Source organism: Hungatella sp. SB206 (assembly GCF_051132295.1).
Taxonomy (GTDB): Bacteria; Bacillota; Clostridia; order Lachnospirales; family Lachnospiraceae; genus Hungatella; species Hungatella effluvii.
The window spans coordinates 6,627,145-6,642,501 of sequence record NZ_CP096603.1 but is presented as its reverse complement, the minus strand read 5'-3'; the positions used below and the strand labels follow the sequence as shown (position 1 = coordinate 6,642,501).

Sequence of the window (15,357 nt, the reverse complement as noted above, 5' to 3'; positions counted from 1 at the left end):
TCAGAACCCAGGGGGTACGAAGATGAGGACAACACAGCAAGACATAGCAGATTATTTGAAAATATCCAGACTGACTGTTTCCAAGGCGTTAAATTATGCCTCGGGAGTCAGCGAGGAGACGCGGAACCTGATTTTGAGCACGGCAAAACAGCTCGGATACCGGCATATTTCTGAGAGACAGATGCAGGAGGCAGAAGTCCCTTCGGAACAGGAGGGAAATGTGACGATGTCGGATTTAAAACAGATTTGCCTTTTTTCAAACTTAAACTGTACAACGGACTCTTACTGGGCGCCTGTCATCAGCGGAATGGTCAGGACTCTGACGAAACGCGGCTATAATCTGAATCTGTGTTTTCTGGATCTGTCGGAGGATACGGATTTTGAGTTCCCGATTAACTTTAATCCCAGGACGGCCAGCGGAATCATTCAGCTGGGGAATTTTAAGAAACACCATATCCGCCGGATCAGGGAGTGCGGACTTCCGGTGGTGGCTGTGGATACGGTGGAAGACGCGTGGACGGAAGGGCTTTTCTCAGATGTTATCATGGGCGTAAACGAAGAGCCCATGAAGGTGCTGATCGGCCATCTGGCAGATCTGGGACATACGAGAATCGGTTATGCCGGAGCCATAAACGGCCAGCTGACGAATAAGGAGCGGTGGCAGGGCTACCGCCGGGGGCTGGCGGCCGCGGGGTTAAACGTGGGATCGGAGGACTGTTTTATCGGAGAGTTCCAGGAGATCGTACAGAAGATTGAGGCAGAGGAGCGGCTTTCGCATTTGAAGAATTTCCCTACGGCGGTGGTGTGTTTTAATGACGTGCTGGCCATTTCGTTGATGCGGTATTTCCGCGCAGCGGGGGTAAAGGTGCCGGAGATGGTGGCGGTGGCCGGTTTTGATAATCTGAGCGAATCGCTGGCCGCGGATTTGACTACGGTGAGTGTGAACCGGGAGGAGCTGGGGATGAGCGCTGCGGAGACGATCCTGTGGAGAATTGAGAATCCGGAACGCCCGTACCGGGTGATCCGGATATCGGGGGCGGAATTGATCGTTAGAAACAGCACCAGTGCAAAGCTGTACTAGAGCGTGGGGGAAAGAGAAAATAGAACTTATGGATAGAGTGAAAACAGGTATTTTAGGCTGCGGTGTGATCAGCAGTACCTACATAAAGAACATACAGGAGCTGTACCAGCCTCTGGAAATCGTGGCGTGTGCAGACGTGGATACCGGGAAGGCAGAGGCGCGTGCCAGAGAGTTCGGGATAGAAACGTGGTCCGATCCGGACCGTTTGCTTGAAAATAAGGACGTTTCCATGATTATCAATCTGACGCCGCCTAAGTTCCATTATGAATTAAACCGCCGGATTCTGATGGCGGGTAAGAATTTATTCTGCGAGAAGCCATTTGCCTTTACCTGGGAACAGGCGAGGGAGCTGACGAAGCTGGCAGAGGAGCGGGGAGTGCGGATCGGCGGTGCTCCGGATACGTTTTTAGGACCGGGGCTGCAGCGGACCAGACTGCTTCTGGAGCGGGGAGCCATAGGACGGCCGCTCTACTTAAACGCGGCGATGATGTCCTGCGGAGTGGAAACGTGGCATCCGGCGCCGGCTCAGTTTTACCAGGAAGGGGCCGGGCCGCTTTACGATATGGGACCATACTATATAACTGCTGTCGTGGCCTTGTTTGGACCTATTGCGGAGATCAGAGCCATGGCGGCAACCGGATTTGAGAAGCGGAAGATATACAGCCAGCCTTTGGCGTGCGAAGAGCTTACCGTTGAGACTCCCACTTATTATACGGCCCTTTTAAAGCTTACCGGCGGGCTGATTGCCAATCTGACCATCAGCTTCGATATCTGGAAATCTACTCTGCCGATGTTTGAGATATATGGAACAGAGGGGACGCTGTCTGCACCGGATCCCAATATGTCGTCGGGAATGCCGGAGGTCACCAGGAAAGAGACAGTGCTGGCGGACCGTACGGCCGCAGCAGAGCCGTTAAACCGCAGTTTCCCGGATGAAGAGGAACTGAGACGGCTCTATCCCGAGACTGCGGAGTATATAAGAGGAGGCGGGGCGCTGGATTTAGCGATGGCCATAAATGAAAACAGGCCTGCAAGAGCCGGAATGGATTTGGTCTGCCACGTGTTGGAAGCTATAAACGGAATCATGGAAGCTGCGAAGAGCGGCGGGTGCTATTATATGAAGACAACCTGCGGGAGGCCGGAGCCTCTGATGGAGGGGGATTCTGCGGGAGAAGTCAGACAGGACAGAAAGTGAGAATAGAATATGAGGCTGGGATTAGCGTCGCCGCTGAAACATGAGACTCCAAAGGAGTGGGCGGCCAATATGAAAGCCATCGGCTGCGGCTGTGTTGTATTTCCTGTGGATTATATGGCGGGAGAGGCGGTTGTCGGTGCGTATGCCGAAGCCGCAGAGCAGGAAGGGCTTACAATCGCTGAGGTAGGGGCGTGGTCCAATCCGCTGTCACCGGATGAAGATGTGCGGAGTGAGGTTTTCACCCGCTGTGTCCGGCAGCTTCAGCTGGCAGACCGGATTGGCGCGTCATGCTGCGTCAATATAGCTGGAAGCGCGGGAAGCCGGTGGGTTGGGGCTTACAAGGAGAATTTTACAGAGGCGCACTGGAAGAAGACGGTGCGTTCCATTCAGAATATTATTGATGAAGCAATGCCGGAGCGGACGTATTATACGCTGGAACCGATGCCCTGGATGGTACCAGCCGGTCCGGAGCAGTATCTGCGGCTGCTGGAGGATGTGAACCGGGAGCGGTTTGCCGTGCATATGGATCTGGCAAACTGGATTACAAGCCCGGATAAGTATTTTAACAATCATGAATTTATGGAGCAGTGCTTTGCGATGCTGGGAGACCGGATAAAAAGCTGCCATATTAAGGACGTATCCCTGCGGGAGGAATTTACGTTCCAGTTAAAGGAGACGGCCTGCGGAGACGGGACGCTGGATTTAAGGAATTATATCAGGCTGGCAGAACACGTCAATCCGGATATGCCGATTATCATTGAGCACCTCAAAGGGGATGAGGAATACTTAGAAAGCCTGAAGTATGTCAAGTGTTTTGGTTCTGATATCCCATAGGAAATACCTATATAATACAATACAAAATCTATATTTCCCTATGCTTTCGATCTATGCTATGATTATGTTCATAAAATCAGAGCCGCCAAAGGCGAAAGGGGCAGCTGCCCTTTGCATATGGCCCAACCGGCAGGGAGATAGAAACATGAAAACAACAGATATATTTGCAAAGAAACCGGTGCTGTCCTTCGAGGTCTTTCCTCCGAAGAGAACCAATCCGGTCGAGACGATATACGAGACACTGGACAGTTTAAGAAAACTGAATCCGGATTTTATCAGCGTTACATACGGGGCGGGCGGCAGTGAAAACTGTAAGGCGACGACGGAGATTGCCTCCAGGATCAAGAATGAATACGGGATCGAGAGCGTGGCGCATTTGCCATGCATTGGCCTTAAGAGAGACGATGTAATCAGCCTGCTGGGCGGATTTAAGAGAGCAGGAATCGACAATATTCTCGCTCTGCGCGGGGATATCCCCGAGGGAGGCCGCCCGGACGGCGACTTCGAGCATGCCAGTGACCTGATCTCCTTTATAAAAGAACACGATGAGTTCAGGGAATTCAATGTGCTGGCGGCCTGCTATCCGGAAGGCCATACGGAATCGGAAAACATCCTGACTGATATCCGCAGCTTAAAGACCAAGGTGGACGCAGGCGCCGACCATTTGATTACACAGCTCTTCTTTGACAATGACTGTTTCTACCGGTTCCGGGAACGCGCTTCTCTGGCGGGAATTCACGTCCCGGTGGAGGCGGGGATCATGCCGGTTACCAACAAAAAGCAGATCGAGCGTATGGTATCTCTCTGCGGCGTAAGCCTGCCTTCAAAATTTACCGCAATGATGGAACGGTATGAGCATAATCCCGAGGCTATGCGTGACGCCGGTATCGCCTACGCGGTGGACCAGATCGTGGATCTGATTGCGCGTGGCGTCGACGGCATTCACCTTTATACCATGAACAATCCTTACGTTGCGGCAAAGATTCACGAGGCTGTCTGCCGCCTGCTGGCCGCATAAGTAATCTTACCGGCCGGCCTCCGGCAGAATGGTGAAACCTTCTTCCAGAATCAGCTTCTTCAGTTCGCTGATATAGGAAAGTGAAATCGGGCTTAAGGGGAATTTATCGCTGCAAATATAGCCCACCCGCATCCATTCCTCCGTTTGAAGCGGTACGGACACGATGTTATCACCATTTAGATTGCTGTTTAGTATTCCGCTGCAGATCGTGTAGCCGTTCAGACCAATCAGCAGGTTAAACAGAGTCGCCCGGTCGCTTAAGTGAATGGTCTTCTTATGCGGGGCGGTGCTTAAGATCTCCTCTGAGAAATAAAAGGAATTATAGGTTCCCTGTTCAAATGCAAGAAACGGATAGTCCTCTAAGTCATCGAGAGTGACCGCCTCCCGTTTGGCGAGCGGATGGGCGGAACTGATAAACACGTGGGGAGCCGCCTCGAACAGGGGCACAAAGGCCAGATGATGCTCCTTCAGCAGCTTTTTCAGCACCTTTTCATTAAACTGGCTGAAGTAGAGAATCCCCACCTCACTTCGGAAATTTGCCACATCTTCTATGATCTCGTACGTTCGTGTTTCCCTTAATGTAAACTCATACTCATCCGTATCGATCCGGGAAATTAAGTTGACAAAGGCGTTGACCGCAAATGCATAGTGCTGCGTGGATACGGAGCAGAGCCGCTTCGCCGGCTTTCCATTTGTATAGCGCTGCTCTAAAAGCTGCGTCTGCTCAATGATCTGGCGCGCATACGATAAAAATTCCGTGCCTTCGGCTGTCAAGGATATCCCTTTCGCTGTCCGGTAGAAAAGTTCAATTCCAAATTCTGATTCCAGTTCTTTTAAAGCCGCGGAAAGGCTGGGCTGCGATATGTACATCTGCCTCGCCGCCTCCGTGATCGATCCGCATTCTACGATTTTTATGATGTATTTCAGCTGCTGAATCGTCATAGGACACCTCCCATAGTTTTTTTCTATAATATACTGTATTTTTACCAAAAGTGCAAATAGTAACGTAAAAATGAGCTTTCCGGGCGATTTTTCGACCCATCAAAACTGTAGAATCCGTCCGTCGGTCCCAAATTCCGACAAAAAATGACTCTGGAAAAAATTACCATTTTTGGAAATTACCAAAATATGGTATGATGAAATAAGGTTTTTAAATTCAGGAGGAGAAAAATTGAGAGGCTTACGATGGGATTATGACTTGCAGGAGAGAATTTATCAATTTATCGTGTACTTTGTTTCTGAAAATCTGTATTCTCCCACCATCCGCGAAATCTGTGACGGTGTGGGAAAAAACTCAACGGCTACGATCAGTCTTTATCTGGAAGGACTGGAGGATATCGGGAGGATTATTCTCGGCCATGGACCGCGGACGATTAAGCTGGTAGGATTTAAGGTCGTGGAGGAGTGTGAGCATTAAAACTGTATGAGAACTGAGGGGGGAGTCAAAAACCCGGGAGAGTATTTCAACTGATGGATTCAGCTGAAATGCTCTCCCGGGTTTTTGTATGGCAGTTATGTTGTTATTCTGCTGTTTCCAGATTGGCGTCGTTCTCAGCGCTGTCACCGGCATCCGCATCACTGGCCTGGGCTGCTTCCTGGCTGGCCTGGGCAGCCGCTTCCTCCGGGTCCAGATTCTCGCCCTGAGGTGTGATCGTTACACGGGCCTCGTTGCCGATTAAGTCCTTTACACAGATGGTCAGATTCTCCTTCTGCATATCGAACGTGACGAGTCCGGTGCTGCGGTCGATAGAGAGCGGAAGAATCTCCGGCGTGTCATCATCGTATGCGTATATGGTGTCATAATTCACTCCGGACTGGGTATCCTCCAGACGGAAGGAAAGAACGCCGTCCTCGATGATGGAATCCTTTATGCTTGGCGGAGTGTCGTCCAGGACATTGACCTGTTCGGAAAATATATTTTTCATGCCGTTAAAGGCAGTTAAACTCACTTTTACGGTTCCGTTGGAGCCGAGCGTCGCCGCGTAGGTCTTGGAGGCGGTTTTGGTGAGCTCCACTGCGTTGCCGTCCAGCGTCACAGTCAACTCCTTGATGGGAAGCAGTGATTTTATCTTTAATTCCATGGTCGTTGTCGTAAAATTGGTGGCCTCCCCGATGGTCAGATCGCCCTTCGGAGCCGCGGTGACGAGAATAAAGATAATGGAATTGACGACAATAAATGGAAGCACGTAAAACAGGAGGACCGTCATAAAGTCACTCCGTCCGGAATCGTGCCGGTTGGAGCCTCCTCTCCCTCGGTTCTGCCTGGAATTGTTGGTATATGGACTCATATTGATTAAGGTTCCTCCTCATGTTTTTTACGTTTCCTAGCATAACAGAAAAAAGCGTTTCTTACAAGATGATCTGTTAAATCGTAATAAATTGTGGTAATATATTAAGAAAGAGCTTAGAAGGAGATGCCATATGGTTGACGAGGCCGTTGCATTTGCGATGAAGGCCCATGAGGGGGCCTTCAGGAAAGGAACCAGAGTTCCTTATATCGTCCATCCGCTGGAGACGGCAGTGATCGTTTCCATGATGTCGGAGGACGAAGAACTGATTTGTGCGGCGCTTCTCCATGATGTAGTGGAGGATGCGGGAGTATCGGAGCAGCAGCTGGAGACCTTATTTGGTCCGCGGGTAGCGGCGCTCGTGATGGCGGAGACGGAGGACAAGACGAAGTCCTGGAAGGAACGCAAGGCGGCGACCCTTGATCATCTGGATACGGCTCCGAGGGAGAGCAAGATCCTGATTCTGGGGGATAAGTTAAGCAACCTGCGGTGCACGGCCAGAGATTATATGGTAATGGGCGAAGCAATCTGGGACAGGTTCAATGAAAAGAGGAAGTCGGAGCACGCCTGGTATTATAACGGAGTGGCGGAACGGATCAGGGAACTGGCCGGGTATCCGCTGTGTCAGGAGTATTTTGAACTGTGCCGGAAGGTGTTTGGAAGCTAGTGAGTGGTAGCGGGGATGAAAAGACTGTTTGGGGGAATATCAAAGTTTTCGGTTAAGATGTTTTTGCTGATTGTGATCTGCGTGGTGATCCCGTTCGCGGGCGTATGTCTCTATATACGGATTAACATGGAGAACTTTATTCAGGAAAAACTGAGCGAAAGGATTATTCAGGATATATCGAGAGGAGAGCGCAATATTACAGAGGGGCTGGAGGAACTGGCCTCTCTTTCTGATGTCTTCGTATTCGATAAGGAACTGATCGAACGCATAGGGGATGAAAACAGAACGGAATTTGAAAATGTAGTCTATTTCAACCAGCTTCTGGATCAGCTCAGCATTTACAGAGGAAGAGCCGGCATGGAGGATGTAAAGGTCATTCTGTTTGACAACTATGGGCGTGTCTATTCCAACTGGAGCCTAAACTATAGAAATTATGAATTCCTTCTGAAGCAGGACTGGGTTGCCGAGAGTATGAACCAGTGGGGCCATGTGACGTGGTCCATGTTCAGTCCGCCGTATATTGCGGAGGAAAAGGATAAGGGAGAGACGTACATATCGCTTGCAAGATCCCTGATGGAAGACGGAACGACAGGGGACCGGGCAGGTACACTGATACTCAGTATGGAACAGTCCCGGTTCAGCGAGATGATGATGACCTATGCCTATGAGGATGATGTCGCTTACGTATGTGTGGATGACGGCCAGATTCTGCTGAACAATGACAAGGAGAGAAAGATTGGTGAGGACGCTTTAGATGCGCTGTACCGGCAGACCACTGGTAAAAAAAGCGGGAATTTACGATGCAGCGCCAATGGAACAGAGTATCTGCTGAATTTTTATACAATACCGAGGCCCTGGGTATTTAACGGGCAGCAGATGAAGGTTTTTCATTTTACCGGGTATCAGGAAGTGCTGAGTGAGGTCAGCATGGTGACGAAGCGGATTAATGCCGTAATTTTAGTCATGCTGGTGTTGATAACAGCAATCTCTTATGCCGCGGTGCGGCTCCTGGTGAGGCCAATCGTGGTTCTGACGAAGAAGATGGGAGACTATACGATCGAGAGCGAGATTTCCGGGATTGATACGGAGCGGAAGGATGAGATCGGCCATTTAAACCAGGCATTCTGCCGTCTGGATGGCAACATTAAGCAGTTGTTCGCCCGCCTGCAGGAGGAAAACAAGATCAAAGAGCAGTACCGCTATGAATCGTTGAGAGCGCAGTTGAATCCGCATTTTCTGTTTAATACCCTGACCACAATCCGTTGGATGGCGATGATACGCGGCGCTCATAATATTGTGGAAAGCATCGACGCCCTGGCCAGCGTGCTGAATTACAGCATGAGCCGGGATGACCGCCTGGTGACATTGGAAGACGAGCTGGACAATATCCGTAACTTTGTATACATTCACAATTACCGGTATCAGGACTATTGCAGTCTTGACATTGATATTCCGGATGAGATGAAACAGCTTCGAATGATGAAATTTATTCTTCAGCCTGTGGTGGAAAACGCGCTGATTCACGGGTATGACAAACAGCGGGAACAGATCACCATCCGGATATACGGATACACGGAGGATCAGATACTCTATCTGTTCGTAGAGGATGACGGCATCGGAATATCAGACGAGGTGATTGAGCAGTTTGAGACGTTTCGCCAGACTGCTGGAAAGGGAGATAGTCTGACGGGGATTGGCCTGACTAATGTAGACTCCTGTATCCGCATCACCTTTGGCGCGCAGTACGGACTGACACTGGAGCGCGTGGCGACACATGGAACATCGGTAACATTTACACTGCCGGTCATAGAGGGGGAAGACGATGAAAAAGGTCATGATTGTGGATGATGAGGTACTGGTGAGAATCGGCATAAAGTCCATGACATCCTGGGAACAGTATGGATATACGATTGTAGCAGATGCCTCAGATGGAGAAGAGGCGCTTAAAAAGATCCGGCAGTATGAGCCGCATATTATTTTGACAGATTTGAAAATGCAGCCTATGGATGGATTTGACCTGATCGCCAAATGTGCGGCGGACTATCCAAGAATACGGTTTATCGTTCTGAGCAATTACAATGATTTTGAAAATGTCAGAAAAGCAATGAAGCTGGGGGCTTATGATTACATTTTTAAACTGACAATTCATGTAGATGAACTGCTTAAGATTATGGATGAAGCCAGTATGGACCTGGATGAGGAGGAGATGAAGCCGAGGAGCGATACGAGCGAGGTGGTTTATAAGAACCTGGATGCCATCAAAAATAATCTTGTCAGGCAGGCATTAACGAAGAAAGACGGCTTTCTCGGCGGTGTGCAGAAGGGCTTCGATGATATTCACTTAAAGATCGATTTCCGCAGACCATACTGTGCTGTGACAATACAGCCGGACAGTCTTGAGATTGTTAGAAAAAGAGGAGATTTTCTGGAAAATGATCTCTTTGTGTTCTCCATGGAAAATATTATCACCGAAATTTTAGGCCGGGGCGGCCGGGCCGAGGTGTTTCTGGATCCGGACCAGGACTTTCTGGTGGTGATAAACCAGGGAGAGGCCCAGGACTGGAAGGGATTTTTTGAGATCCTGGAGCTTAAATTCGGCACGCTTGTAAAATATATTAAGCAGTATTACGGGATAGGAATCAGCGGCGCCGTGAGCGGAGAACTGTGCGGCATCGAGAAGCTGAAAGCAGCGGCAAAGCGGAACAAAAAGCTTCTGGGAGAGCGGTTTTTCCGGCAGACAGGAGAACTGGCCGCCGGACCAGTACGCGAATATGAAGATATGGTACTTCCGGAGGAGTACCGGACCGCCCCGCTGGAGCAGCTGCTCTTAAATGGTGATTTCCATGGAATGGAAGATTATATGGAAAAACTGCTGCTGTTTTTTGAGGACAAGGGCTGCTGGCGCCCGGAGGATATTCGAAGACGACTGATGAAGGCGTATAAAAAGCTGAACCTGGGACTGTCAAGGTATGGGATTGACGTAGAGAGCATCAGAGATGAAAACGGGGCGAATCTGGAAGATGCCATCGGCGGCTATGCGTGTTATGGAGATATTGAGTGCGCGGTGCGTGAGCTGCTTACACTCTATCGGAAGGAATATGAGAGTATGACAGGCAAGCCGTGCAGACGGGAGATTGCCCGGGTCAAGAGCTATGTCTGTGATCATCTGTCGGAGGAACTGTCCATTATCAGGATTGGGGAGGTGGCCGGAATGAGCGAGAGCCGTTTTTCCCACGTATTTAAAGAGGAGACGGGAATCAGCTTCATGGAATATGTCGGCATGGTACGGATGGAGAAGGCGAGAAAGCTTTTGCAGAATACGGATTTGAGAATCAATGAGATCGCAGAGCAAATCGGTATTTCCAATCCCAATTATTTCAGCGCCCAGTATAAAAAAAGGACGGGACAGTCACCGAATGAGTTCCGTAGATCCCTGATGGAGCAGAATATGAAAGAAAAATAGCAGGATATGAGAGAACGTGGGAGAAGAAACACGTCTTAGATTTGCCGGATGGCAGAAATCGGTAGAAAGACAGCAGGCAGGAATATGGTTCCTGCCTGCCTTTTTTGTTATAGTATAGACAGAAACAAAAGGCCGGCCAGAGTATGATAATAAACAAGGAGGACGTAATCGTGAGAAATATGAAAAAAGTATGGGCGTTGGTTTTAACTACAGCAATGGCACTGTCCGTATTATCGGGCTGCTCCGGTTCCCAGAAGCCGGAGGATGCAGCAGCATCCGGATCCCAGGAACAAAAAACAGAGGAACAGAAGACAGAAGGAGAGAAAACGGAGGCTGCGGGAAACAGCGAGAAGGAGACGGTCATTCTGAGAATGTGGGGCGGCGTTCCTGCCGAGGCAGGTCCTCAGGCGGCCTGTGATAATTTCAATGAGCTGTATAAAGACAAGGGAATCCAGGTGGAGTACGAGCGGTTTGTGAATGACGACACCGGAAACCTGAAGCTGGAGACAAACTTACTGTCCGGCACTGGCGTGGACCTTTATATGACCTATGCCACAGACGTTCTGGCCAAAAGAGCAGGCGGCAATATGGCGCTGGATCTCACCGATCTGATGGCGAGAGACGGATTTGATTTGAAACAGTATTTCGGCAATATGGCGGAAGCGTACTTTGTGGACGGCAAGCCTTACTCCATCCCGACGAAACTGGACCAGTATGGAATCGTTATCAACAAAGACATGTTTGATGCGGCCGGCATTGAGATTCCGACCGAATGGACATATGAAGAATTTGCAGAGACCGCCAGAAAGCTGACTCATGGAGAGGGACAGGATAAAGTGTATGGAATGTTCTGGAATTCCCAGCAGGATCTCACATATTTGTTTACCTATCTGGTAGCGCAGACGAACGGCGGGGATCCGATGTATTTAAGCGGGACGGAAACCAGCTTTACCGATCCGGTCGTTGTTAAATCAGTGGATTTAATCAACAGCATGATGAATGTCGATAAGACATCCCCGACCCATACGGATTCCGTGACACAGAAGCTTTCTCAGGAGGGAATGTTCCTTACCGGAAAATCGGCTATGACAGTCGGCCCGTGGATGGTCCGGAGCATTAAAGACACTGCCACGTATCCTCATGATTTTACCACGGCATTCGCACCGTATCCGGTGGTGGAAAAAGGACAGAGAAACTATACCCAGGGCGGTTACGGCGATCATTTATGCATCAATCCGAAGTCGGAGAATATTGACGCGGCATGGGAATTTGCGAAATGGTACGCAACGAAAGGCATGATTCCGGTCGTGGAAGGCGGAAGAGTACCCGCAGCCAATACGTATAATCCGGAAGAGGTAGCAAAAGCATTTTTAAATGGAGCCGAAGATCACATTGACTTAGATTCCGCCATGAAGATTTTAATTACACCGGCCGATAATTACGCGGTTCCCTCTATTACGAACCATATCGCCGAAGTGAAGAAGGTTGCAACGGAAGAGCTTGAGAAGATCTTTATCGGACAGCAGACTGTAGAAGAAGGAATGGCAAAGGCCAAGGAACGCGCGGATGCCCTCTTGAAGTAGAGGCGGACTACGCAGATTTCTGAAAGCGGCCGGAGGCTGGAAAGCCGGTCTCCGGCCATTCTGCGCAAAAAATCAGAGAAAGTGAAGGAAAGGAGGAAGGAAACCGTGAAAAGAAAGATGAGCAGACAGTTAAAAACAGATCTGGTGGGATATTCCTTTATCCTTCCCAATATTATCGGTGTTCTGTTGTTTACGCTGATTCCCATGGTATTTTCACTGGTGATCAGCTTTACGGACTGGGATTACACGCAGGGCCTGGGAAACTGGACATTTGTTGGAATTCAGAACTTTATCGATATGTGGAAGGATGAGTGGTTTATCAGTTCTCTGATCAATACGATCATCTTTGCGGTTACAGTCGTTCCGCTGACCATTTTCCTGGCATTAATACTGGCTGTTGTGATCGACAAGTACTGTGTCGGCAAGCTTCCAATACGACTGGCCCTGTTTATGCCTTATATATCCAATATTGTGGCGGTTGCCATTGTATGGGTGATGATGTATTCTCCCTGGGGACCATTTACCCAGCTGGTTAAATTCTTCGGAGTGGAGAATCCGCCGCAGTGGCTGGGAGACCCGAAGTGGGCGCTGCCCGCGTTAATCATAATGACCATATGGTCGGGTGTAGGCTATGCCAACATGATTTATACCTCCGCGATCCAGGGGCTTCCGAAGGATGTCTACGAGGCGGCCGATATAGACGGTGCGGGGGAGATTACCAAGTTTTTTAAACTGACGGTACCGTTTCTGTCTCCAACCACATTTTTCCTGGTAATTACGACGTTTGTCACGTCTTTCCAGGTATTCGCACCCATTCAGATCATGACGAGAGGCGGCCCGGGAACGGCTACGAATGTGCTCGTATATTATATCTACACGTCTGCGTTTACCTTTTATAAAATGGGATATGCGGCGGCCATGTCATGGATTCTCTTCCTTATCCTGTTTGCAATCACCATCATACAGTGGAAGGGGCAGAAGAAATGGGTAAGTTATTAAGAGGGGAGGCGGAAATATGGAAAAACAGGTACAGTTTAACCGGGATAAAATGAAACGGACCGCTGTGAAAATCTTTTTCACCGTGTTGATTGGACTGGTGGCGCTATCCATGGTCACTCCGTTTATCTGGATGGTGTCCGCTTCCATGAAGCTGCCGCTGGATGTTATGAAGCTGCCGATCAAATGGATACCAGAGTATTTTTATCCGGATAACTATAAAAAAGTATGGAACATAGGAGGAGTTGCTGCGCGGGATTACCATTTCGGACTGGCGTATTTCAACTCGATCAAAATCGCTGTCATCAACCTGACGGGCTCTGTCATCACAAGCACTCTGGCCGGATATGCGTTTGCAAAAATTAAATTCCGCGGAAGCAACGTGTTGTTTCTCCTGTATTTAGCGACGATGATGATTCCGAGTCAGGTGACGCTGATCCCCAAATTTGTGCTCTTTAACAAAATGGGGCTGACGGGCACGCATCTGACCCTGATTCTTCCCGGACTCATTACGATCACGGGAACCTTCCTGATGCGTCAGTACTTCATGCAGATTCCGGATGAACTCCGGGAGTCCGCACGGGTAGACGGGGCAAATGAGTATGTAATATGGGCGCGGATCATGGTGCCGATCGCAAAGCCGAGTATGGCGTCACTCGCCATGGTGGTATTTTTATGGAACTGGAACAGCTATCTGGAGCCGCTGGTATTTTTAAGCGACTGGAGATTGTATACAATTCCGATCGCATTGACGAACTTTATTGAAGAAAGCGTAACAGAATATAATCTGGTAATGGCAGCGGCCTCCTCCGCCCTGATACCGGCGTTTCTGGTGTTTGTTCTGGGTCAGAAATTCCTGGTAAAGGGGCTGGTGGCAGGGGCCGTTAAGGGATAGGAGGTATCCATGAACTACATAGAAGAACCGAAGAGAGAGATTCCGGTCGCTTGGGAAACACAGGTGCTGGTGCTGGGGGCAGGACCGGCCGGAGTGGCGGCGGCCATAACGGCAGCCAGAGAAGGTGCCCGCACTGTACTGATTGAACAGACCGGGGATGTGGGCGGAATTGCCACCGCAGGACTGATGAGTCACTGGACGGGCAATACAGAGGGCGGTATTTATGAGGAAATTCTGGACCGTTCTGCGGAGTGTATGGAGCGGGAAGGCCATCTTTTCAACGGCGGAGCCAGGCAGATCATCAATCCCGAGAGGCTTAAGACTGTGCTTCTGGAAATGCTTGTGGAAGCCGGAGCCAAATTGCTCCTATACACCTTTGTCAGTGATGTGGTCATGGAAGGCGATATAATTAAGGGCGTTATTGTGGAGAGCAAATCGGGCCGTCAGGCAATTCTTGCAGATATCGTGATTGATGCCACCGGAGACGGTGATGCAGCAGTGAAGGCAGGAGTCCCCTGCTTTAAGGGCCGCGAGACGGATGGAAAGATGCAGCCCGCCTCTATCATGTTTAAGGTAGCTGGCGTCGATGTGGAACGGGGAGTATTTCCCGGTGGCTTTGAAGAGACGTTCCAGATTCCCGCCGGGGACTTACAGACGCTGGGCCGTCAGTATCTGCCGGAGCCGGCCGGCCACGTACTGCTTTACAAAACCACTCTTCCTGGAGTAGTCACCTGTAACATGACAAACTGTACCGGAATTGACGGAACGAAGGCAGAGGATTTGACCAGGGCCACATTCGTTTGCAGGGAGCAGATGGACCGTATCGTCGAATTTTTGAGGATGATCGTTCCGGGGTTTGAAAACTGCTATTTGATCAGCTCCGCCTCGCTGATCGGAATCCGGGAGACGCGGCATTTTGAAGGCGAAAGCACCATCACGGAGCAGGATATTCTGGAGGCCAGAGTATTTGACGATTGGGTGGTGGCAAGGGCGAGCTTTAACTTCGACGTTCACAATTTGACGGGGAACGGCCTGGATGAAACGGGAAGCCAGAAGACATTTAAGCAGAAAAAGGGATATACCATTCCCTATGGCTGCTTTGTTCCGAAGAAGGTGGACGGTCTGTATCTGGCAGGGCGTGATATATCGGGCACACATATGGCGCATTCCAATTACCGTGTCATGCCAATTTGTGCCAATATGGGGCAGGCAGTGGGAATCGCAGCAGCGCTCTGTGTAAAAAATAAAAAACTGCCCAGGGAGCTGAAGGCGGCACAGGTACAGGAACGACTGTTGGAGCTTGGAGTGAGACCGTGACCGCGCGGAAACTATAAGGA

At 49.9% G+C, this 15,357-nt stretch carries 14 protein-coding genes; 12 read left to right on the top strand and 2 right to left on the bottom strand.

Annotated elements, in window-relative coordinates:
* Positions 1-22: 22 nt before the first annotated feature.
* The 4 genes from M1L66_RS29590 to metF all read left to right on the top strand — a co-directional run bounded on the left by M1L66_RS29590 (position 23) and on the right by metF (position 4,128).
* Positions 23-1,081: a LacI family DNA-binding transcriptional regulator gene (locus M1L66_RS29590; protein WP_187020230.1), complete on the top strand. Its 1,059-nt coding sequence runs from the start codon at positions 23-25 to the stop codon at positions 1,079-1,081.
* Between the two features lie 28 nt (positions 1,082-1,109).
* On the top strand, positions 1,110-2,276 hold the full coding sequence (locus M1L66_RS29585; RefSeq protein WP_434689190.1) for a Gfo/Idh/MocA family protein: 1,167 nt from the start codon (positions 1,110-1,112) through the stop codon (positions 2,274-2,276).
* Between the two features lie 9 nt (positions 2,277-2,285).
* Entirely contained in the window at positions 2,286-3,110 is an 825-nt protein-coding gene (locus tag M1L66_RS29580) for a sugar phosphate isomerase/epimerase family protein (protein ID WP_434689188.1), read from the top strand.
* A gap of 145 nt (positions 3,111-3,255) precedes the next feature.
* Positions 3,256-4,128, top strand: a complete 873-nt coding sequence (gene metF, locus M1L66_RS29575) for a methylenetetrahydrofolate reductase [NAD(P)H] (RefSeq protein ID WP_187020225.1) — start codon at positions 3,256-3,258, stop codon at positions 4,126-4,128.
* A gap of 6 nt (positions 4,129-4,134) precedes the next feature.
* On the opposite strand, the gene M1L66_RS29570 is transcribed toward metF, so the two are convergent.
* Positions 4,135-5,070, bottom strand: a complete 936-nt coding sequence (locus M1L66_RS29570) for a LysR family transcriptional regulator (RefSeq protein ID WP_434689187.1) — start codon at positions 5,068-5,070, stop codon at positions 4,135-4,137.
* Positions 5,071-5,299: 229 nt separating this feature from the next.
* On the opposite strand from M1L66_RS29570, the gene M1L66_RS29565 reads away from it, so the two are divergent.
* Positions 5,300-5,545 (top strand): LexA family protein, encoded by a 246-nt coding sequence (locus M1L66_RS29565; RefSeq protein WP_434689186.1) that lies wholly within the window; start codon positions 5,300-5,302, stop codon positions 5,543-5,545.
* Between the two features lie 103 nt (positions 5,546-5,648).
* Here the strand turns inward: M1L66_RS29565 and M1L66_RS29560 are convergent, their stop codons facing one another.
* Complete coding sequence (locus M1L66_RS29560; RefSeq protein ID WP_187020221.1) at positions 5,649-6,416, bottom strand: hypothetical protein; 768 nt, start codon at positions 6,414-6,416, stop codon at positions 5,649-5,651.
* A gap of 133 nt (positions 6,417-6,549) precedes the next feature.
* Between M1L66_RS29560 and M1L66_RS29555 the strand changes: the two genes are divergently transcribed.
* The 7 genes from M1L66_RS29555 to M1L66_RS29525 all read left to right on the top strand — a co-directional run bounded on the left by M1L66_RS29555 (position 6,550) and on the right by M1L66_RS29525 (position 15,337).
* The gene (locus tag M1L66_RS29555; RefSeq protein ID WP_187020219.1) at positions 6,550-7,083 is read left to right on the top strand and encodes an HD domain-containing protein; all 534 of its coding nucleotides are present in this window, start codon (positions 6,550-6,552) and stop codon (positions 7,081-7,083) included.
* Between the two features lie 15 nt (positions 7,084-7,098).
* Positions 7,099-8,931: a sensor histidine kinase gene (locus tag M1L66_RS29550; RefSeq protein ID WP_434689184.1), complete on the top strand. Its 1,833-nt coding sequence runs from the start codon at positions 7,099-7,101 to the stop codon at positions 8,929-8,931.
* Positions 8,906-10,546, top strand: a complete 1,641-nt coding sequence (locus M1L66_RS29545) for a response regulator transcription factor (protein ID WP_434689182.1) — start codon at positions 8,906-8,908, stop codon at positions 10,544-10,546. Before M1L66_RS29550 ends, M1L66_RS29545 begins: the two co-directional genes overlap by 26 nt.
* A gap of 179 nt (positions 10,547-10,725) precedes the next feature.
* Complete coding sequence (locus M1L66_RS29540) at positions 10,726-12,129, top strand: ABC transporter substrate-binding protein (RefSeq protein ID WP_434694352.1); 1,404 nt, start codon at positions 10,726-10,728, stop codon at positions 12,127-12,129.
* A 105-nt stretch (positions 12,130-12,234) separates the two neighbouring features.
* Positions 12,235-13,128, top strand: a complete 894-nt coding sequence (locus M1L66_RS29535) for a carbohydrate ABC transporter permease (RefSeq protein ID WP_243004975.1) — start codon at positions 12,235-12,237, stop codon at positions 13,126-13,128.
* A 16-nt stretch (positions 13,129-13,144) separates the two neighbouring features.
* Entirely contained in the window at positions 13,145-14,020 is an 876-nt protein-coding gene (locus M1L66_RS29530) for a carbohydrate ABC transporter permease (RefSeq protein WP_117630625.1), read from the top strand.
* A 9-nt stretch (positions 14,021-14,029) separates the two neighbouring features.
* Positions 14,030-15,337: an FAD-dependent oxidoreductase gene (locus M1L66_RS29525; protein WP_434689179.1), complete on the top strand. Its 1,308-nt coding sequence runs from the start codon at positions 14,030-14,032 to the stop codon at positions 15,335-15,337.
* Positions 15,338-15,357 lie beyond the last annotated feature (20 nt).

Bases quoted from the DNA above. Each gene is read 5' to 3' on its own strand.
- M1L66_RS29590 (WP_187020230.1), top strand. From the start codon at position 23: ATGAGGACAACACAGCAAGACATAGCAGATTATTTGAAAATATCCAGA.
- M1L66_RS29525 (WP_434689179.1), top strand. From the start codon at position 14,030: ATGAACTACATAGAAGAACCGAAGAGAGAGATTCCGGTCGCTTGGGAA.
- M1L66_RS29530 (WP_117630625.1), top strand. From the start codon at position 13,145: ATGGAAAAACAGGTACAGTTTAACCGGGATAAAATGAAACGGACCGCT.
- M1L66_RS29580 (WP_434689188.1), top strand. From the start codon at position 2,286: ATGAGGCTGGGATTAGCGTCGCCGCTGAAACATGAGACTCCAAAGGAG.
- M1L66_RS29560 (WP_187020221.1), bottom strand. From the start codon at position 6,416: ATGAGTCCATATACCAACAATTCCAGGCAGAACCGAGGGAGAGGAGGC.
- M1L66_RS29555 (WP_187020219.1), top strand. From the start codon at position 6,550: ATGGTTGACGAGGCCGTTGCATTTGCGATGAAGGCCCATGAGGGGGCC.
- metF (WP_187020225.1), top strand. From the start codon at position 3,256: ATGAAAACAACAGATATATTTGCAAAGAAACCGGTGCTGTCCTTCGAG.
- M1L66_RS29570 (WP_434689187.1), bottom strand. From the start codon at position 5,070: ATGACGATTCAGCAGCTGAAATACATCATAAAAATCGTAGAATGCGGA.
- M1L66_RS29540 (WP_434694352.1), top strand. From the start codon at position 10,726: ATGAAAAAAGTATGGGCGTTGGTTTTAACTACAGCAATGGCACTGTCC.
- M1L66_RS29545 (WP_434689182.1), top strand. From the start codon at position 8,906: ATGAAAAAGGTCATGATTGTGGATGATGAGGTACTGGTGAGAATCGGC.
- M1L66_RS29585 (WP_434689190.1), top strand. From the start codon at position 1,110: ATGGATAGAGTGAAAACAGGTATTTTAGGCTGCGGTGTGATCAGCAGT.
- M1L66_RS29550 (WP_434689184.1), top strand. From the start codon at position 7,099: ATGAAAAGACTGTTTGGGGGAATATCAAAGTTTTCGGTTAAGATGTTT.